At 70.3% G+C, this 18,410-nt stretch carries 20 protein-coding genes; 14 read left to right on the top strand and 6 right to left on the bottom strand.

The window, feature by feature from the left end:
• Window positions 1-36: 36 nt before the first annotated feature.
• The 4 genes from IF188_RS08035 to IF188_RS08020 all read right to left on the bottom strand — a co-directional run bounded on the left by IF188_RS08035 (window position 37) and on the right by IF188_RS08020 (window position 3,107).
• Complete coding sequence (locus IF188_RS08035) at window positions 37-531, bottom strand: hypothetical protein (RefSeq protein ID WP_191171258.1); 495 nt, start codon at window positions 529-531, stop codon at window positions 37-39.
• Between the two features lie 137 nt (window positions 532-668).
• A complete protein-coding gene (locus tag IF188_RS08030; protein WP_191171257.1) occupies window positions 669-962 on the bottom strand; it encodes a DUF4234 domain-containing protein in 294 nt (97 codons plus the stop codon).
• Window positions 963-1,434: 472 nt separating this feature from the next.
• Window positions 1,435-2,667: an MFS transporter gene (locus tag IF188_RS08025; protein WP_191171256.1), complete on the bottom strand. Its 1,233-nt coding sequence runs from the start codon at window positions 2,665-2,667 to the stop codon at window positions 1,435-1,437.
• A complete protein-coding gene (locus IF188_RS08020; protein WP_191171255.1) occupies window positions 2,664-3,107 on the bottom strand; it encodes a MarR family winged helix-turn-helix transcriptional regulator in 444 nt (147 codons plus the stop codon). The genes IF188_RS08025 and IF188_RS08020 overlap by 4 nt, the downstream gene beginning before the upstream one ends.
• Window positions 3,108-3,304: 197 nt before the next feature.
• On the opposite strand from IF188_RS08020, the gene IF188_RS08015 reads away from it, so the two are divergent.
• Genes IF188_RS08015 through IF188_RS07975 form a run of 9 tightly spaced genes read left to right on the top strand, consistent with a single transcriptional unit; the run spans window position 3,305 to window position 11,971 of the window.
• Window positions 3,305-4,510, top strand: a complete 1,206-nt coding sequence (locus tag IF188_RS08015) for a substrate-binding domain-containing protein (RefSeq protein WP_191171254.1) — start codon at window positions 3,305-3,307, stop codon at window positions 4,508-4,510.
• Window positions 4,511-4,529: 19 nt separating this feature from the next.
• A complete protein-coding gene (locus IF188_RS08010) occupies window positions 4,530-5,342 on the top strand; it encodes an ABC transporter ATP-binding protein (RefSeq protein WP_191171253.1) in 813 nt (270 codons plus the stop codon).
• Window positions 5,339-6,055, top strand: a complete 717-nt coding sequence (locus tag IF188_RS08005) for an ABC transporter ATP-binding protein (protein ID WP_191171252.1) — start codon at window positions 5,339-5,341, stop codon at window positions 6,053-6,055. The genes IF188_RS08010 and IF188_RS08005 overlap by 4 nt, the downstream gene beginning before the upstream one ends.
• The gene (locus tag IF188_RS08000; protein ID WP_191171251.1) at window positions 6,052-6,927 is read left to right on the top strand and encodes a branched-chain amino acid ABC transporter permease; all 876 of its coding nucleotides are present in this window, start codon (window positions 6,052-6,054) and stop codon (window positions 6,925-6,927) included. The genes IF188_RS08005 and IF188_RS08000 overlap by 4 nt, the downstream gene beginning before the upstream one ends.
• Complete coding sequence (locus IF188_RS07995; protein WP_191171250.1) at window positions 6,927-8,027, top strand: branched-chain amino acid ABC transporter permease; 1,101 nt, start codon at window positions 6,927-6,929, stop codon at window positions 8,025-8,027. Before IF188_RS08000 ends, IF188_RS07995 begins: the two co-directional genes overlap by 1 nt.
• Window positions 8,024-9,628 (top strand): class I adenylate-forming enzyme family protein, encoded by a 1,605-nt coding sequence (locus IF188_RS07990; RefSeq protein ID WP_191171249.1) that lies wholly within the window; start codon window positions 8,024-8,026, stop codon window positions 9,626-9,628. The genes IF188_RS07995 and IF188_RS07990 overlap by 4 nt, the downstream gene beginning before the upstream one ends.
• Entirely contained in the window at window positions 9,628-10,326 is a 699-nt protein-coding gene (locus tag IF188_RS07985; RefSeq protein ID WP_191171248.1) for a TetR/AcrR family transcriptional regulator, read from the top strand. The genes IF188_RS07990 and IF188_RS07985 overlap by 1 nt, the downstream gene beginning before the upstream one ends.
• Window positions 10,323-11,075: a 3-hydroxybutyrate dehydrogenase gene (locus IF188_RS07980; RefSeq protein WP_191171247.1), complete on the top strand. Its 753-nt coding sequence runs from the start codon at window positions 10,323-10,325 to the stop codon at window positions 11,073-11,075. Before IF188_RS07985 ends, IF188_RS07980 begins: the two co-directional genes overlap by 4 nt.
• Entirely contained in the window at window positions 11,060-11,971 is a 912-nt protein-coding gene (locus IF188_RS07975) for an alpha/beta fold hydrolase (protein WP_191171246.1), read from the top strand. Before IF188_RS07980 ends, IF188_RS07975 begins: the two co-directional genes overlap by 16 nt.
• Window positions 11,972-12,129: 158 nt before the next feature.
• Here IF188_RS07975 and IF188_RS07970 read toward each other — a convergent pair whose 3' ends face one another.
• Window positions 12,130-12,948: an IclR family transcriptional regulator gene (locus IF188_RS07970; RefSeq protein WP_191171245.1), complete on the bottom strand. Its 819-nt coding sequence runs from the start codon at window positions 12,946-12,948 to the stop codon at window positions 12,130-12,132.
• Window positions 12,949-13,021: 73 nt separating this feature from the next.
• Between IF188_RS07970 and IF188_RS07965 the strand changes: the two genes are divergently transcribed.
• Genes IF188_RS07965 through IF188_RS07955 form a run of 3 tightly spaced genes read left to right on the top strand, consistent with a single transcriptional unit; the run spans window position 13,022 to window position 15,655 of the window.
• Window positions 13,022-13,807, top strand: a complete 786-nt coding sequence (locus IF188_RS07965; protein ID WP_191171244.1) for a CoA transferase subunit A — start codon at window positions 13,022-13,024, stop codon at window positions 13,805-13,807.
• Window position 13,808: 1 nt separating this feature from the next.
• A complete protein-coding gene (locus tag IF188_RS07960) occupies window positions 13,809-14,474 on the top strand; it encodes a CoA transferase subunit B (protein ID WP_191171243.1) in 666 nt (221 codons plus the stop codon).
• Entirely contained in the window at window positions 14,471-15,655 is a 1,185-nt protein-coding gene (locus IF188_RS07955) for an acetyl-CoA C-acetyltransferase (RefSeq protein WP_191171242.1), read from the top strand. Before IF188_RS07960 ends, IF188_RS07955 begins: the two co-directional genes overlap by 4 nt.
• Before the next feature lie 71 nt (window positions 15,656-15,726).
• Here the strand turns inward: IF188_RS07955 and IF188_RS07950 are convergent, their stop codons facing one another.
• Window positions 15,727-15,981 (bottom strand): hypothetical protein, encoded by a 255-nt coding sequence (locus IF188_RS07950; protein ID WP_191171241.1) that lies wholly within the window; start codon window positions 15,979-15,981, stop codon window positions 15,727-15,729.
• A gap of 131 nt (window positions 15,982-16,112) precedes the next feature.
• On the opposite strand from IF188_RS07950, the gene IF188_RS07945 reads away from it, so the two are divergent.
• Entirely contained in the window at window positions 16,113-17,633 is a 1,521-nt protein-coding gene (locus IF188_RS07945; protein WP_396652748.1) for a trehalose-6-phosphate synthase, read from the top strand.
• Window positions 17,630-18,409 (top strand): trehalose-phosphatase, encoded by a 780-nt coding sequence (otsB, locus tag IF188_RS07940; RefSeq protein ID WP_191171240.1) that lies wholly within the window; start codon window positions 17,630-17,632, stop codon window positions 18,407-18,409. Before IF188_RS07945 ends, otsB begins: the two co-directional genes overlap by 4 nt.
• Window position 18,410 lies beyond the last annotated feature (1 nt).

Genomic DNA, 18,410 nt, shown 5'->3' with positions numbered 1-18,410 from the left:
CGCTGAGCCCCGGCACCCCGAGCGGGTGACCGGGGCTCAGTCGTCTACGACCTCGGCGTCTTCGATGTCGTCGCCGCCCCACATCGACGCCTCCAGCTCGCCCACATCGCCGCCGTTCGCAGCGAGCAGAGCCGCGACCATCGCAGCCAGCTCTGCAGCATCCGCCGACTCGACCCGGACCGTCTGCGGAGCGTCGATACCGTCGAGCTGCGCCGCCCGCTGCGCCACCGCGACCGCCGCGCGCATCGCACCCGGCTTGCCCGCCTCGACGTCACGGGCCGCGATCGGCCACAGCCATTCCAGCCGATCCCGCCACATCGACCGCAGCTCGGGCATCTGCGGCTGCGGCAGCCGGCCAACGTAGTTCCGGACCGCGCGCATTGCGTTCTGCGGGTTCGCGTACCCGACCGCCGCCGCGATCGTCGCCCATTCAGCGCCCCGGATGCGCATCGCGTAGGCGTCAGCGACTTTCTGCAGCGACCCGGCGTACACCTTTGCGGGGGCGGGTGTCTGTGGTGTGTCAGTCCCCATGTCGCGAGGATACCCCCGCGGGGTACAGCGTGACGCTGTGCGCCTCTCTGCGGCCTCAGGATCGCTCGGACGGCTCATCGGTCGTGCGAGCGCAGATCGGGCTCGAGATTGGCGCCTGCGGTTAATCGCGGGGCAATTCAGGTCAGCTGCTGGCGCACGATGTTGCCGTAAGCGTCCACGGAGAGCGCGAGGCGGTGCTCGCGGGTGCTCAGCGCCACGATGATCCAGACGATGCCCCACAGCCCACCAGTCACGATCGTGAGGATGAGATGCAGCACGTGGTTCGGGCGCTTGCCAGTCACGATGATCGCGTTGTGCGCGGTCTGTGACTCGACGCGACCACGCGCAGCGACCTCGCGCACAACGGCCTGCGCGAGAGCTGCCTCGCGTGCCTCAGGGCTGATCGGCTGCGGGTTCGCCGGCATGGTCACAATCGGTCTCCTTCGTCGAATTGCCATCCACGCGACGGCTAGGCAAAACGTAGTGCACAGGCGGGGAGCTTCCCCCGATCTTTCGAACCAGGTCATGCCTGTTGCGCCAGGGTCCGGGTATGCCGAACGGCGCTCGAACGAATCGGCGAGGGTGTGGGGGTGCATGCCGGATCGGGCACGCGCTAGCTAGCCGCTAGCTAATTGCTAGCAAACGGGGGCGACACCATGCATCACGATGCATACACACTCGCGCCAGTAATCACCCGGTCACAGAAACAAACAGACACGCTCGATACACGATGAGGCACGCACTGAGCACGCCTCTCATCTGACTCTTAATCAATGGGTTCAGGGTTCAAGTCCCTGGGGGCGCACCACCTGAGAGGGCGGTCCGGAAGGACTGCCCTCTCTTGCGTTCCGCGTACGCGAAGAACCCCGGATCCGCAGGGATCCGGGGTTCTTGGCGTACGGGTCAGGCGGCGTCGCCGACGAGGACGGCTGCGGCCTCTTCGGCGGCATCCGCCTCGCGCACGTCGATACGGGCGAGGGCGCGTCGGCCGATCGCTATGGTGGCGGTCGCGATGAGGATGGATGCCGCGGCGAACACATACGGGACGGTTGCGCCGTATGCGTGCCACAGCCACGCGGCCAGCGGCGGAGCGGCGGCGCCGCCGAGGAAGCGCACCGCGGAGTACGACGATGACGCGACCGAGCGCGGCAGGTCGGTGGCCTCCATGACCGATTCGGTCAGCACCGTGTTCATCACGCCCAGGAGCAGGCCGCCGACGATGATGCACACCACGAGTGCGGCCGCGTTCTCGACCAGGATGCCGGCGATCACGAGGTCGATCGCCAGCAGCGGCAGCGTGAACAGCATGACCGTGGTGCGGGCGAAGAAGCGCAGCAGGAACGGCGCGACCCACACGCTCGTGATCGCGAGGGCGACGCCCCAGCCGAAGAACGTGAAGCCGATGCCCATGGCGCCGAACCCGAGGGGGAACGGAGAGAAGGCGAGCAGCACGAAGAAGCCGACGTTGTAGAACAGTGCGGCGACCGCGAGCACCGCGAGCGAGGGGATGCGCAAGGCCCGGAACGGCGCCGACAGCGGCACCGGCACGGGCTTCTCGCCCGAGCCCCGCAGCAGGGCCAGGACCGCGACGAAGGCGATCGCCATGAGCACGACCACGCCGAAGAACGGACCGCGCCAGCTCAGTTCGCCCAGCAGGCCCCCCAGCAGCGGACCGACTGCGATGCCGAGGCCGAGTGCGGCTTCGTACAGCACGATGGCCGCTCCGCTGCCGCCCGAGGCGGCGCCCACGATGGTCGCGAGCGCGGTCGAGATGAACAGCGCGTTGCCGAGGCCCCAGCCCGCACGGAAGCCGATGATCGCGTCCACGCTGCCCGACAGCGAGCACGCGAGGGCGAACACGACGATGAGGGCGAGACCGATCAGCAGTGTCGCCTTCGCGCCGATGCGGCTGGAGATCCAGCTCGTGATGAGCATCGCGAGGCCGGTGACGAGCAGGTAGCTCGTGAACAGCAGCTCGGTCTGCACCGGCGTCGCCTTCAGCGACTCGGCGATCGCCGGGAGGATCGGGTCGACCAGGCCGATGCCCATGAATGCGACGACGCAGGCGAAGGCGACGGCCCACACCTGCGCGGGCTGACGCCAGACCGAGACCTTCGCGGAGGCGTGGGCGCTCATCGGGCGACCTCCGCAGTGGTGGCGGCACGATCGAGATTGCGGGTGAGCACCTGAGCGGTGGTGCGCAGTGCATCCCACTCCGCCTCGGTCAGATCGTCGAAGTGCGGCGCGAGCGCCGATGTCAGGTGCAGCAGCCACGTGTGCAGCGCCTCGACGCCGAGCGGCGTCACCTCGACCACCGTCGCGCGAGAATCGGCGGCATCCGTCGCCCTCGTCAGCAGTCCCTGGTCGACCATCTGGCCGACCAGACGGGTCATTCCCGGCTGGGTCACGCGACTGAGGCGTGCGAGTTCGCCGATGCGCAGCGGACCGTGGTCGCGCAGGATCGTGAGGGTCCGCCACTGGGCGGAGGGTGTCTCGTTGGCTGTCTCGAGCGCCGCGAGTCGCGTGAGCGTGTGCGCGGCGACGATGAGGGTCTCGATGTCCTGATCGTGTGTCACATCGATCAACCATACCAGCGATATATAACAGCGGTATCTAAATTCGGATGCCGGCGGTCGGCGGATCGCGATTCGGTAACGCCAGGGTGTTCGACTTGACCCCGCGGCGCGTTGTTTCCTAGATTGCAAATACCTGAATCGGATGTCAGGTTTGGTATCCGATGCACCAGATCCTTCCAATGGGGAAAGGCACGCACATGCGGGTTACGAAGAAGTTGCTCCTGAGCTCCGTGGTCGTCACGGCAGCGCTCGCCATGGCGGCGTGCGCACCGACGGCCGAGACGCCCTCCGGCGAGGCGACCGACGGCGGCGGGCCCGCCGAGGTCACCGTCGGCATCGTCACGAGCGAGTCCGGTCCGCTCGCCGGCTACGGCAAGCAGTACCTCGACGCGTTCAAGGTCGGCCTCGACTACGCGACCGACGGTAAGGGCGAGATCGCCGGCACGAAGATCACGGTCGAGTACCGCGACGACGCCGGCGATCCCGACAAGGCGGTCACCGCCGTCAAGGAGCTCATCGGCGAGGGCGTCAACATCATCGCCGGCACCGCCGCGTCCGGTGTCGCGCTCGCGGTCGCCGAGCAGGCGGCGCAGAACAAGGTGCTCTACATCTCCGGTCCGGCCGCAGCCGACGCGATCACCGGGATCAACGACTACACGTTCCGCTCGGGGCGCCAGAGCGCGCAGGACGTCGCGACGGCCGGCACGTTCCTCGACGACATCGAGGGCAAGACCGTGACGGTGTTCGCGCAGGACAACGCGTTCGGCCAGGGCAACGTCGCCGCCGTGCAGGCGATCCTCGGCGGCAAGGGCGCGACGGTCGACTCGGTGCTCGTCGCCGAGGACGCCACCGAGTTCACCCCCTTCGCACAGCAGGTGCTCGCGGGCGAGCCCGACCTCGTGTTCGTCGCGTGGGCCGGTGCGACCTCGGGTGCGATGTGGCAGGCCATGAGCCAGCAGGGCGTGCTCGACGAGATCCCGGTGGTGACCGGTCTCGGCGACTCGGCGACCTTCGGAGCGTACGGTGAGGCCTCCGAGAAGATCAGCTTCCTGAACCACTACTTCCCAGGCGCTCCCGACAACGACGTGAACGCCGCGATGGTCAAGGGCATCGAGGACGCGGGCGGCACGCCCGACCTGTTCAGCCCCGACGGCTTCAACGCGGCCATCATGATCGTGCACGCCATCGAAGAGGGCAAGGGCGACGTCGACGCCATGGTCTCGGCGCTCGAGGGCTTCGAGTTCGACGGCCCCAAGGGCGCGATGACCGTGCGTGCGAGCGACCACGCCCTGCTGCAGGAGATGTACCAGGCGAAGCTCGTCGCGAAGGACGGCACGTTCGTGCCCGAGCTCGTCGACACGGTGTCGGCCGACGACGTCGCGCCCGCCGAGGCCTCGAAGTAGTCCGGAGACCCGCAACGCGATGAGCACCTCAGCCCCGTCCGCGCCTGCCGCGGAGACCGCGCGCCGCGGCTCTCCGCTGAAGATCGAGGGCCTCGGCCTGAAGATCGGCGGCGCGACGATCCTCAAGGACGTCGAACTCGACGTCTCGGCCGGCTCCCTCGTGGGCGTCATCGGTCCCAACGGCGCCGGCAAGACCACGCTGTTCAACGTGATCTCCGGGCTCATGAAGCCCACCGCCGGCCGCGTCGTGCTGGACGACCGCGACATCACGACGGCGTCGGTGCCCGCCAGGGCGCGGGCGGGGCTGGGGCGCACCTTCCAGACGTCGAGCCTGTTCCCGAAGCTGTCGGTGCTCGAGAACGTGCGCCTGGCCGCGCAGGTCTCGCTCGGCGGCTCCGGCTCGCTGCTGCACTTCCCGAAGCGGACGGATGCGGCGACAGAGCTCGCGCTCGCCAAGCTCGACGCCGTCGGGCTCGGCCACGAGCTCGACGCCCTGGCGGGCGACATCTCGCACGGCGACAAGCGCAAGCTCGAGATCGCCGTGCTGCTGGCCACCGAGGCGAGCATCGTGCTGCTGGACGAGCCGATGGCCGGGGTGGGGTCGGGCGATGTCGCCGGACTCGTCGAGAACATCCGCGACATGCAGCGCGCGAAGGGCTGCACACTGCTGATGGTCGAGCACCACATCGACGTGCTCATGGGACTGGTCGACAAGGTCGCGGTGATGTACTTCGGCACGATCATCGCCTACGACACGCCGCAGCGGATCATGGAGAACCCGCTCGTGCAGAGCGCCTACCTCGGGACCGGCTCCGGGACGGAGGCGGCATGAGCGTCACCGATCCGATCCTGACCGTCCGCGGCCTGCGCTGCACGATCGGCGGCCAGCAGGTCGTCGAGGACGTCTCGTTCGACGTGCCTGCGACGGGAATCACCGCGGTGCTCGGCCGCAACGGCGTCGGCAAGACCTCGACGCTCCGCGGGATCCTCGGGCTGATCGCGCGCCGCGGCGAGGTGCGGCTCGCCGGCGAGCGCATCGACGGGCTGCCGACCCACCGCATCGTCCGCCGAGGCGTCGGGTACGTGCCGGAGGACCGCGAGGTCTTCTCGAAGCTGACGGTGGCCGAGAACCTCGCGCTCGCCGAGCGGCAGCGCGAACCGCGCCGGGAGTTCGTCGCCGAGCTGTTCCCCGACCTCGTCGCCCGGCGCGACCAGGCTGCGGGCACCTTGTCGGGCGGCCAGCAGCAGATGGTCTCCGTCGCACGCGCGTTGCTCAACGACAACCGGCTGCTCCTGGTCGACGAGCCCACGAAGGGTCTGGCGCCCAAGATCGTCACCGAGGTCGCCGACGCGCTCGAGGAGGCGTCGAAGACCGTTCCCATCCTCCTCGTCGAGCAGAACCTCGAGGTCGTCCGCCGCCTCGCCGAGGATGCCGTCGTCATCGCCGGCGGCCGCGTCGCGCACGTCGGCAAGGCGCGCGAGATCCTCGACGACGAAGACCTGACCCGGCGCCTGCTGGGCGTCCACGTGGAGCACGCATCGTGAGCACCCTCGTCCTCACCCTCATCACCGGCGTCGGACTCGGCGCCCTGTACTTCCTCGTCGCGAGCGGGCTGAGCCTCATCTACGGGCTCATGCACGTGCTGAACTTCGCGCACGGTGCGTTCCTCACCCTGAGCGCCTTCATCGGCTGGATGGTCGCGCAGGCGCTGGGCACCGATTCGTGGGGATCGTTCCTGCTGTCGATCCTTGTCGGCGCGGCCGTCGGTGCCGTGTTCGCGACGCTGACCGAGCTCGTGCTCATCCGCCCGCTCTACGAGCGGCACATCGAACAGGTGCTCGTCACGGTCGGTCTCTCGTTCGCGGCGGTGGCACTGTTCGAAGGCATCTGGGGCACCGACCCCGTGCACATCTCGGGACCGTCGTGGCTCAAGCAGACGACCGAGGTGCTCGGCGCCCGGATCCCCAACACCTACTGGGTGCTCATGATCGCGGCGGTGCTGGTGCTCGCGGCACTCGTGCTGTTCCTGCAGAAGACGCGGTACGGCATGATCATCCGGGCCGGCGTGGAGAACCGCTCGATGGTCACGGCGCTCGGGATCGATGTGCGCCGGTCGTTCACGCTGGTCTTCGCGATCGGCGGGGCGGCGGCCGGCATCGGGGGAGTGCTCGCGATGCACTACTCGACGTTCGTGTCGGCTCACCTCGGGCAGACGCTCCTCATCTTCGCGTTCATCGTCACCGTCGTCGGCGGTCTCGGCTCGCTCACCGGTGCGGCCGTGGCATCGGTCCTCGTGGCGGTGCTGCAGCAGTTCGCGAACTTCTACCTCGGCGGCACCGGCGACTTCATCGTCGTGATCCTGCTCGCCCTCGTGCTGCTGGTGCGGCCGACCGGACTCCTCGGAAAGAAGGCGTGATGCGCAGGTACGTCCCCGCCGTCGTGGGCGCCGTGCTCGTCGTGTTCATGGCGGTGCTGCCGCTGCTGAACCTGTCGCTTCCCGGCATCCTCCCCACTCCCACCTACATGCCGGGCACGCTCGCCCTGCTGTCGCTGTGCATGGTGTTCGCCGCACTCGCGCTGTCGTACAACCTGCTGCTCGGATCGGGCGGGATGCTGTCGTTCGGCCACGCCCTGTACTTCGGGGCCGGCGCGTACGGGCTCGGCATCGCCCTCGAGCACTTCGGCGTGCCGCTGTGGCCGGGCGTGTTCATCGCGCTCGTCGGAGGCATGGTCATCGCCCTGGCCACCGGGGCGGTGTCGATGCGCGTGTCAGGCATCCCGTTCGCGATGGTGACCCTCGCGTTCGCGCAGGCCGGCTCGGTGCTCGTTCGACGCAATTCGCAGGTCACTGGGGGCGAGGAAGGGCTGAGCCTGAACACCGAGCAGGTGCCCGACTTCCTCATCGGCGTGATCAACACGCGCAACCTGTACTGGTTCACCCTCGCGGTGCTCGTGATCGTCTATCTCGTGACGCTGTGGGTCGACACCTCGCGCCTGGGCCACCTCGCCCGCGCGACGCGCGAGAACGAGCAGCGCGTGCGCGTCCTGGGTCTCTCGCCGTACCGCGTGAAGCTCATCGTGTTCGTGATCGCCGCGGGGCTCGCGAGCCTCGCGGGGGTGGCCTACATGCTGCTGCAGTCCGGAACCGTGCCGCGGTCGGTGTCGGCCGACCTCACGATCACCGTGCTCGTCATGGTGGTGCTGGGTGGCGTCGGATTCCGCTGGGGTGCCATCGTTGGCGGTGTGCTCTACACGCTGCTCGATCAGCGACTCACCGTCCTCGCCGGATCGGACGCGATCGCGGGCCTTCCGGACTGGCTGCGCGTGCCGCTGTCGGAGCCGCTGTTCCTGCTCGGCGTGCTGTTCATCGTCGTCGTGATGTTCCTGCCCGGTGGCATCGCCGGCACCATCGACGCCGCCGTGCGCCGTCGGCGCGGCGAGAGGAGCCGCGGTGCGCTGCGGCAGCTCGACGACGCGGACGACGCCGCCGAGGTGCCGATCGAGGTGCGGACATGACCTGGACCGCCGACCCCGAGCTCGACGACGGCCCGCACACGATCGGCCGGTGGCTGATCGATCGTGCCGCGCACTCGCCCGAGCGCATCGCGATCGACGACCGCGGCGTCACGACCGACTACGCCACGCTGGCCGCGCGGTCCGCGGCGTTCGCTGGCGCGCTGCGCGACGCCGGGTACGGCCCGGGCGACCGCATCGCGACGGTCTCGGGCAACTCGACCGACCACGTCGTCGCGTTCTTCGCGTGCGCGGTCGCGGGCATCGCGTTCGTGCCGCTCTCGTGGCGGCTCACGCCGCGCGAGCTGGCGGACGTGCTCTCGCGCTCCGACCCGGCACTCGTGCTCGTCGAGGACGAGTACGAGTCGCTCGCGGGTGCCGCACTGCGGATCGCCGACCGGATGCCGCCGACCGCGGTGCTCGGGACCACCGGGGTGGAGGCGGGAACCCTGCCCCGCAGCCCGAGGCCCCGCATGCGCCGCCCGGTGCGCGACGACGACCCGCTGCTGATCATCTTCACGTCGGGGAGCGAGGCGGCGCCCAAGGGCGTGGTGCTCACCCACGCGAACTGCTTCTGGAACAACCTGGCGCTCGCGCAGGCGCTGCCCCTCACGCAGGACGACGTCGTGCTGGCGATGCTGCCGCAGTTCCACGTCGCCGCGTGGAACTGCCAGCCGCTGCTGGCGTGGTGGGTCGGCGCGACCGTCGTACTGGAGCGGTCGTTCCAGCCGGCACGCGTGCTGCAGCTGATCGCCGACCGCGGTGTCACCGCGATGATGGGCGTCCCGACGCAGTACGCCATGCTCGCGGCCGAGCGCGACGCGGCGTCGGCCGACACCTCGTCGCTGCGCCTCGCGCTCGTCGGCGGGGCGACGATGCCGGTCGAGCTGCAGCAGACGTGGGCGACCCGGGGCCTGCCGCTCACGCAGGGCTACGGCCTGACCGAGGCGGGGCCGAATGTGCTGCACCTCCCGGCCGACGAGGCCACCGACGCGCCCGGCGCGGTCGGGCGTCCGTACCCCCACGTGTCGGTGCGCGTCGTCGATCCGGCGACGGGGCTGACCCTCGACGGAGAGGCGACAGGAGAGCTGTGGGTGCGCGGGCCCAGCGTGTTCGCAGGATTCCTCGGCGACGACGCCGCCACCGCACGCGCGATGAGCGGCCACTGGCTGCGCAGCGGCGATCTCGTCTTTCGCGACGCCCGGGGCGTGTTCCGCGTGGTCGATCGCCTCAAGGACATCTACATCTCGGGCGGCGAGAACGTCGCACCGGCCGAGGTCGAGTACGCGCTGTGCCTGCACCCGCTGGTGGAGGCGGCCGCCGTCGTGGGGGTGCCTGACGACGTGTGGGGCGAACGGGGAGTCGCGTTCGTGGTCCCCGTCGCGGGAGCCGCGCTGTCTGCCGATGAGGTGCTGGCCCACGCGCGCCGCAATCTCGCGGCGTTCAAGATCCCGGTGCACGTCGAGTTCGTCGACGAACTGCCGCGATCGACGATCGAGAAGCTCGCGCGCTCACGGCTGCGCGAACGTGCGCAGGCGCTGCGCGCACACGCCGACGGACGCGAACCGGTCGAGACCCGTTCGCCGAGCAGGGGGGAATCCTGATGAGCATGTCCGACGAACTCGTCGACCACCACGAGGAGCTGGTGTCGTCGGCGACCGGCCGCCCGCTGACCAAGCGGGGCGAGGCGACCCGCCATCGCCTGCTCGAGGCGGCAGAGCTCGTGTTCGCCGAGCAGGGCTATCACGAGGCATCCATCGTCAAGATCACCGAGCGCGCGGGCATCGGGCTGGGCACGTTCTACCTGTACTTCGACAGCAAGCAGGCAATCTTCGAGGCGCTCGTGCTCGACCTCAACCGTCGGGTGCGGCACTCGATGTCGGAGGCGATGTCGGGAGCCTCGGGGCGTCTGGAGGCAGAGCGCGCCGGGTTCGCGGGGTTCTTCCGCTTCACCGCCGAGCACCCGGCGCTGTACCGGGTGGTGCGCGAGGCGGAGTTCGTCTCGCCCGAGGTGCTGCGCCTGCACTACACCCGCATCGTCGAGGGCTATGAGGCAGGGCTGCGGGCCGCGCAGGCGACCGGCGACGTCGATCGCGCCCTCGACCCCGAGACGACCGCCTGGGCGCTCATGGGCATGGGCGAGCTCATCGGCATGCGGTTCCTGCTGTGGGAGCGCGACGCCGATGGCAAGCCGCCCGCCGAGCTCGATCCCCGCGTGTTCGCGGGCATGACGCGGTTCATCGACAACGCGCTCGCACCGCGCCCCTCGACGCCCTCACGACCCAAGGAGCAAGACCGATGACAGTCCAGGACCTGGCCGGCAGACGCGCCCTTGTGACGGGCGGCGCGAGCGGCATCGGCCTCGCGTGCGCTCACGAGTTCGCCGGGCGAGGCGCGCACGTCATCATCGCGGATCTGAATGCCGACGCCGCGGCGGAGGCCGCCGCCGCCGTCGGCGGCGAGCCCTGGGTCGTCGACCTCTCCGACACGCGCGAGCTCGACGAGCTGACACTGGACGTCGACATCCTGGTCAACAACGCCGGCATCCAGCGGGTGTCGCCCATCACCGAGTTCGACCCAGAGACGTTCCGGCTGCTGCTGAGACTGATGCTCGAGTCGCCGTTCCTGCTGATCCGCGCGGCGCTTCCCGCGATGTACGAGCGCGGCTGGGGCCGTGTCATCAACATCTCCAGCGCGCACGGGCTGCGTGCGAGCGCGTTCAAGTCGGCCTACGTGTCTGCCAAGCACGGGCTCGAAGGGCTTTCGAAGGTCACAGCCCTCGAAGGCGCGCCGCACGGGGTGACCAGCAACTGCATCAACCCCGCGTACGTGCGCACGCCTCTCGTCGAGAAGCAGATCGCCGACCAGGCGAAGGTGCACGGCATCCCCGAGAGCGAGGTCGTCGAGAAGATCATGCTCACCGAGAGCGCCGTGAAGCGCCTGGTCGAGGCCGACGAGGTCGCCTCGCTCGCCGGCTGGCTGGTCTCGGACAAGGCCGGAATGGCCACCGGCGCGTCGTACACGATCGACGGTGGATGGACCGCCCGGTGACGCACGAGTACTCGGAACTCGACGTGCCGGTCGACGGGGGAGCGCTGCATGTCGGGGTGTGGGATGTGGATGCCGGTCCCGCGGCGCCGACCGTGCTGCTGGTGCACGGGGTCACGGCCTCGCACCTGGCATGGCCGTTCGTGGTCGACCGGCTGCCCGGCGTGCGGCTGGTCGCCCCGGATCTGCGCGGCCGCGGTCGCAGCAACGGCATCGAAGGCTCTGCGGGGATGGCGGCGCACGCGGCCGACCTGGCGGCGCTCCTGGACGCGCTCGGCATCGAGCGCACGATCGTCGTCGGGCACTCCATGGGCGGGTTCGTCTCGGTGGTGTTCGCGCACCTGTACCCGGAGCGGGTCACGCGTCTGGTGCTGGTCGACGGCGGACTTCCCCTCGACGTGCCCGCCGGGCTCAGCACCGACGAGCTCGTCGCGGGCATCCTCGGGCCGACCGCCGCGCGCCTGTCGATGAGGTTCGACGGCCCCGCCGCGTACCTCGACTTCTGGCGTGCGCACCCCGCATTCGCGCAGGCGTGGACCCCCGAGCTCGAGCGCTATCTCGCCTACGACCTCGTGCCCGACGGCGAGGGCGCCTTCCGCCCCGCGACGAGCTACGCGACGACCGCCGACGACACCGTCGACATGAACACCGGGACAGCGCTGCCGTCCGCGCTGGCCGGTCTGCGGCATCCCGCTCGCCTGCTGACCGTGCCGCGCGGCCTGCAGGACGAGCCGCCGGGACTGTACGCGCCTGAGCACCTCGAGCGGATGCTGAGGGAGTACCCCGACGTGCGCCACGAGCGCATCGACGGCTTCAACCACTACACGATCGTGATGTCGCCTGCCGGGGCCGAGATCGTGGCCGGCGTGGTGCGCGAGGAGCTTGCGGCGTCCTCCTGACCTCGCGCCACCCCAGAGGTTCATCCGTCACAGATGTACACGTCAACGGATGCTGCGCGTACATCTGTGACGGATGAACGGAGGGAGGGGCGAGCTGAGAGGAACGGCAGGGAGGATGAGGACGCCGCGGGGCGACGGACCCCTCACCGCGCCGACGATCAGCGACCGGCGCTCGCGATACGCGTGGTGAGCTGGTGCGCGTGCGCGAGGAGCGTGCGGCCGAGCTCGGGCAGGCGGTCGGCTCCGAACCGGAACTCGACGCCCGTGAGGCTCAGCGCCCACTGGGGGTGGCCCTCCTTCGTGAACACCGCGGCGCCCAGGCCGTACGACCCCTCCACGATCAGCCCGGGGTTCACGGCGTAGCCGCGCTCCTGCGTGTCGCGCAGGCGGGTGCGCAGCCGCGGTTCGCCGTGCGCGACGCCCCAGTCATCGGCGAGGTCCGGGTGCCGCTCGAAGTAGGCGTCCACATCGTGAGGAGGCAGGAACGCCAGGATCGCGAGGCCCGCCGAGGCCACGCCGAGCGGGAACCGCACTCCCTCCGACAGCACGAACGAGCGGATCGGAAAGCTGCCCTCCTCGCGCAGCAGGCAGACGGTCTCGTCGCCACGGCGCACCGAGAGGAATGCGCTCTCTTCGGTGCGCACGGCGAGCGAGCGGACGATGTCGCGCGCGATGGCCGTGATGTCGTAGCGGGATGCCGCGACCGTGCCCATCAGGAAGAGCTCGGGCCCCGGCATCCACCGCCCCGTCCGGTCGTCCTGGTCGACGAGCCCCTCGTGACGGAGCGCGGCGAGCAGCCGATGCGCCGTGGGGCGCGTCAGCTCGGCGCGCCGCGCGAGCTCGGCGACCGGCATCCCGTCGTCACCGGCGGATGTCACCAGTCGCAGCAGCTGCGCTGCGCGCGCGACGGACTGCGCCCCGGGAATGCTGCGCTTCGTCGTGTCCACGATATGGACGGTAGGCGATGGCTCATCCATATGGCAAGCGGTGACTCGCGTCCGGCGGGGCCCCGGGATGAGGATGAGGGGGATCCGGAACGAAGGAGTGCATGTGATCGACAAGACGTGGGGCTCGGCGGCCGAGGCCGTCGCCGACATCCCCGACGGGGCGTCTCTTGCGGTGGGAGGGTTCGGTCTGTCGGGCAACCCCATCGCCCTCATCGAGGCGCTGCTCGCGCAGGGCACCGGCGAGCTGCGCATCGTCAGCAACAACTGCGGCGTGGACGACTGGGGGCTCGGCGTGCTGCTGAACGCCAAGCGCATCAGCAAGATGACGTCGTCGTACGTGGGCGAGAACAAGGAGTTCGAGCGGCAGTTCCTGTCGGGCGAGCTGGAGCTCGAGCTGACTCCGCAGGGCACCCTCGCCGAGAAGCTCCGCGCCGGCGGCTCGGGCATCGCCGCGTTCTACACGCAGACGGGGGTCGGCACGCAGGTCGCCGAGGGCGGTCTGCCGCGCAAGTACGCGGCGGACGGCAGCATCGCCGTCGCGTCGCCGGTCAAGGACGTGCGCACGTTCGAGGTCGGCGGCACGCCGCGGGACTTCGTGCTCGAAGAGGCGATCGTCACCGACTTCTCTCTCGTCCACGCGCTGCGTGGGGATCGGCACGGCAATCTCGTCTTCAACAAGGCCGCGCGCAACTTCAACCCGCTCGCGGCGATGGCGGGGCGCGTGTGCATCGCGCAGGTGGAGGAGCTCGTGGAGCCCGGCGAACTCGACCCTGACAGCATCCACCTTCCCGGCATCTACGTGCACCGCATCGTCGAGGTCGGCACGGGCATCGAGAAGCGCATCGAGCGACGCACCATCGCGGCCCCCGCGACCACGGAAGGAGCCTGAGATGGCACTCACCCGCACAGAGATGGCCGCCCGTGCGGCCCGTGAGCTCGCCGACGGCGCCTATGTCAACCTCGGCATCGGTCTGCCGACGCTCGTGCCGAACTACGTGCCGGACGGCGTCACCGTTGTGCTGCAGTCCGAGAACGGCATCCTGGGGGTCGGCCCGTACCCGACCGAGCAGAACGTCGACCCCGACCTCATCAACGCCGGCAAAGAGACGGTCACGACGCTGCCGGGTGCGGCGTTCTTCGACTCGGCGACGAGCTTCGGCATGATCCGCGGCGGCAAGATCGACGCGGCGATCCTCGGCGCCATGCAGGTGTCTGCGAACGGCGACCTCGCGAACTGGATGATCCCCGGCAAGATGGTCAAGGGCCCGGGCGGCGCGATGGACCTCGTCCACGGCGCCGCGAAGGTCATCGTGCTCATGGAGCACGTCGCCAAGGACGGCTCGGCGAAGATCGTGAACGAGTGCTCGCTGCCGCTCACCGGCCGTGGCGTCGTGGACCGCATCATCACCGACCTCGCGGTCATCGACGTGACGGATGACGGACTCGTGCTGGTCGAGACCGCCCCCGGGGTCACGGTGGAAGAGGTCATCGCCGCGACCGAACCCGAGCTGCGCGTCGCGGAGGCGCTCACTGCGACCGTCAAGGAGGAATCATGAACCACGACGACATCGTCATCGTCGCCGCCGCCCGCACCCCACAGGGGCGGCTCAAGGGCCAGCTCGCGCCGCTCACCGCCGTGCAGCTCGGCAGCGCCGCCATCCGCGGCGCGCTCGAGCAGGGCGGGATCCCCGCCGACGCCGTGGACGCCGTGCTGGTCGGCCAGGTGCTCGCCGCCGGGGCCGGCCAGAACCCCGCCCGTCAGGCGGCCGTGGGCGCCGGCATCCCGTGGGACGTCCATTCCGGTTCGGTGAACAAGGTGTGCCTCTCCGGCCTGACCGCCATCATCGACGGTGCCCGCATGATCGCCGTCGGCGACGCGACCGTCGTCGTGGCGGCCGGCATGGAGTCGATGACCCGCTCACCGCACCTGCTGATGGGCTCACGCGAGGGCTGGGCGTACGGGTCGGTCGAGGTGCTCGACCACATGGCGTACGACGGGCTCACCGACGCGTACGACGCCGAGAGCATGGGTGCCTCGACCGAGCGGCACAACGAGCGGTTCGAGGTCACGCGTGAGGATCAGGACGCCGTCGCCGCCCGCTCGCACCAGCGCGCGGCCGCCGCGCAGCAGGCGGGGATCTTCGACGCCGAGATCGTGGCGGTCGAGATCCCGCAGCGCAAGGGGGACCCGGTGATCGTCACGAAAGACGAGGGCATCCGCCCCGAGACCACCGTCGACACCCTGGCGGGACTGCGCCCCGCGTTCGCCTCCGGCGGCTCGATCACCGCGGGCAACTCGTCGCAGATCTCGGACGGCGCCTCGGCGGTCGTGCTCACGACGCGCTCGCACGCCGACGCGAACGGCTGGCCCGTGCTGGCCGTCGTCGGCGCGTCGGGTCAGGTCGCCGGCCCCGACAACTCGCTGCACGCCCAGCCGGCGCGCGCGATCGAGAAGGCGTGCGCGAAGCAGGGGATCAGCCCGGCCGACCTCGACCTCGTCGAGATCAACGAGGCGTTCGGCGCTGTCGTCGCGCGATCGCAGCGCGAGCTGGGACTGGCCGACGATGTCGTCAACCCGCACGGCGGCGGCATCGCCATCGGGCACCCGATCGGGGCGTCGGGCAACCGGCTGGTGGTCCACGCGGTCCATGAGCTCGTCCGCCGCGGCGGCGGCATCGCGGCGATCGCGCTGTGCGGCGGCGGCGGTCAGGGCGACGCGCTCATCCTCACGCGCTGACGCGGGGCACAGAGACAGGGAGAGTGGATGCCGTCACGCCACGGCATCCACTCTCTCGCTGTGTGACGACCTCAGCCGTCGAGGCGCCGCTTCAGCAGCTTCTTCTCGTGGCCGTGAACGGGGGAGTCGCCCGCGACGAGGTACCCGCGCGACGCGCGGCGGACGTCGACGATCGCCCCGATCGCGAGCGCCAGCGAGATGCCCCAGCTCGCCCACGCCAGTGCGGTGCGCCACGTGAACGGCTCGTTCTCGCGCAGCGCGCGCAGCAGCGTGAGGCCTCCCGTGAACGCCGTGATGATGCCGGTGCCGAAGAGGTACTTGCGCATGCCGCAACGTTAGCGCGAGCCACGGTGGCCGGTCTGCCCTTGACACGTGAGACCCCGCGCGTCAAGGGACGATGGGCCGCGGAGCCTCGCTGTTAGCCTGAGCATGCCGTCCACGAACCGTCAGGAGTGCCGTGACACCGCCCAGAGCAGCCGAGCCGAACCCGTCCGGATCGAACGGGCCGCGCGCCGGCTCCACCCCCGAGGGCGAGGCCTCCGAGAGCGATCGCCGGGCGGATCTCGTGGTCGTGGCCAACCGCCTGCCGGTGGACCGCGTGGTCGAGCCGGACAGCGACTCGGAGTGGCGGCGTTCGCCGGGCGGGCTGGTCACCGCGCTCGAGCCGGTCATGCGTCGCGCCGACGGGGCCTGGGTGGGGTGGCCCGGTCAGCCCGACATCGAGGTGGACCCCTTCGAGTTCGAGGGCACGTACCTCGTGCCGGTCTCGCTCACCGCCGACGAGATCGAGAACTACTACGAGGGCATGTCGAACGACACGTTCTGGCCGCTGTACCACGACGTCATCTCGCCGCCCCGGTATCGCCGCGTGTGGTGGGACGCCTACGTCCGCGTCAACCGCCGATTCGCCGAGGCGGCCGCGTCGGTGGCGGCAGAGGGCGCGACGGTCTGGGTGCAGGACTATCAGCTGCAGCTCGTCCCCGCCATGCTCCGCGAGGCTCGACCCGACCTGACGATCGGGTACTTCCACCACATTCCCTTCCCGGCATACGGCTTGTACTCCCAGCTGCCGTGGCGGCGCCAGGTGCTCGAGGGACTGCTCGGCGCCGACGTCATCGGCTTTCAGCGGGTGGCGGATGCCGGCAACTTCGCACGCGCCGTCCGGCGCCAGCTGCGGTACCAGACGAAGGCCACGGGCATCACCGTCCCGCAGGCCGACGGCACCACGCGCAACGCGCTCGCCAAGGCGTTCCCGATCTCGATCGACACGTCGTCGTACATCGAACTCGCCGGACGCCCCGACATCAAGGCGCGCGCGGCCGAGATCCGCGAGAGCCTCGGCAACCCGAAGAAGATCCTGCTCGGGGTCGACCGCCTCGACTACACGAAGGGCATCCGGCACCGGCTCAAGGCCTTCGGCGAGCTGCTCGAGGACGGCCGCGTGAACGTCGAGGACGTGACCCTCGTGCAGGTCGCGAGCCCCAGCCGGGAGCGCGTCGACGCGTACATGCAGCTGCGCGACGAGATCGAGCTCACGGTGGGGCGCATCAACGGCGACTACGACACCATGGGCCACACCGCGATCCGCTATCTGCACCAGGCGTACCCGCGCGAAGAGATGGTCGCCCTCTTCCTCGCCGCAGACGTGATGCTCGTCACCGCGCTGCGCGACGGCATGAACCTCGTGGCGAAGGAGTACGTCGCCACCCGCACCGACAACCGCGGCGTGCTCGTGCTGAGCGAGTTCGCCGGCGCCGCCGACGAGCTCTCCAGCGCGATCCGCATCAATCCGCACGACATCGGCGGCATGAAGGAGGCCATCATGCGGGCGATCGAGATGCCGGCCGGCGAGCAGGGCCGCCGCATGCGGGCGCTGCGCAAGAAGGTGCTCGAGCACGACGTCGACCGATGGTCCCGCTCGTTCCTCGACGCGCTCGACGAAGCGCGCCGGGCGAAGAAGAACAGCGGCCGCGCGTGACGGCGCCGGAGGACGCGATCGGCCGGCTGGCGGCATCCGATCGCCTGCTCGTCGCGCTGGACTTCGACGGCACGCTCTCGCCTTTGGAGGACGAGCCGATGGACGCGCGGATGCTGCCGGCCGCGCGCGTCGCCGTCGACGCCCTGGTCGCGGCCCCCGAGACGGTGGTCGCGTTCGTGTCGGGGAGGAGCCTGGTCGACCTGCGAGTCATCGCCGAGCACGGTGACGATGCCCGCGTGCTGCTGGCGGGCTCGCACGGGGCGGAGTTCTGGACCCCCGGGGAAGGGCTGGTCAGCCACGGCGAGGCCGAGGCGGACGTGCGCGTGCGCGACACGCTGCGCGCGCACGCCGAGCGCGCCACCTCGCATCTGGACGGCGTCTGGATCGAGCCGAAGACCTTCGGCTTCGGCGTCCACACGCGACGGGCGAACGCCGCCGACGCGGCCGAGGCGAACCGGGTCGTCGACGAGCTGGTGGCGTCCGAGGCGCCGCACTGGCGCCGCCGCACCGGCCACAACATCGTCGAGTTCGCGTTCCGCCACGAGGGCAAGGACTCCGCCGTCGCCGAGCTGCGGGAACGCGTCGGGGCGACGGCCGTGCTGTTCGCGGGCGACGACGTCACCGACGAGGACGCGATCGCGAGCCTCGGCCCCGACGACCTCGGCGTGCGCGTGGGCGACGGGCCGTCCGCGGCCGCGGTACGGGTGCCCGACATCGCGGCGCTCGCGGCGCTTCTGAACCGACTCGCCGAGGACCGAACGCGCGCCCTCGACTGAG

It is taken from the genome of Microbacterium helvum (assembly GCF_014779795.1).
In the GTDB taxonomy this organism is placed as follows: Bacteria; Actinomycetota; Actinomycetes; order Actinomycetales; family Microbacteriaceae; genus Microbacterium; species Microbacterium helvum.
The sequence above is the reverse complement of the archived record's forward strand: the minus strand, read 5'-3'. Positions and strand labels throughout refer to the sequence as shown.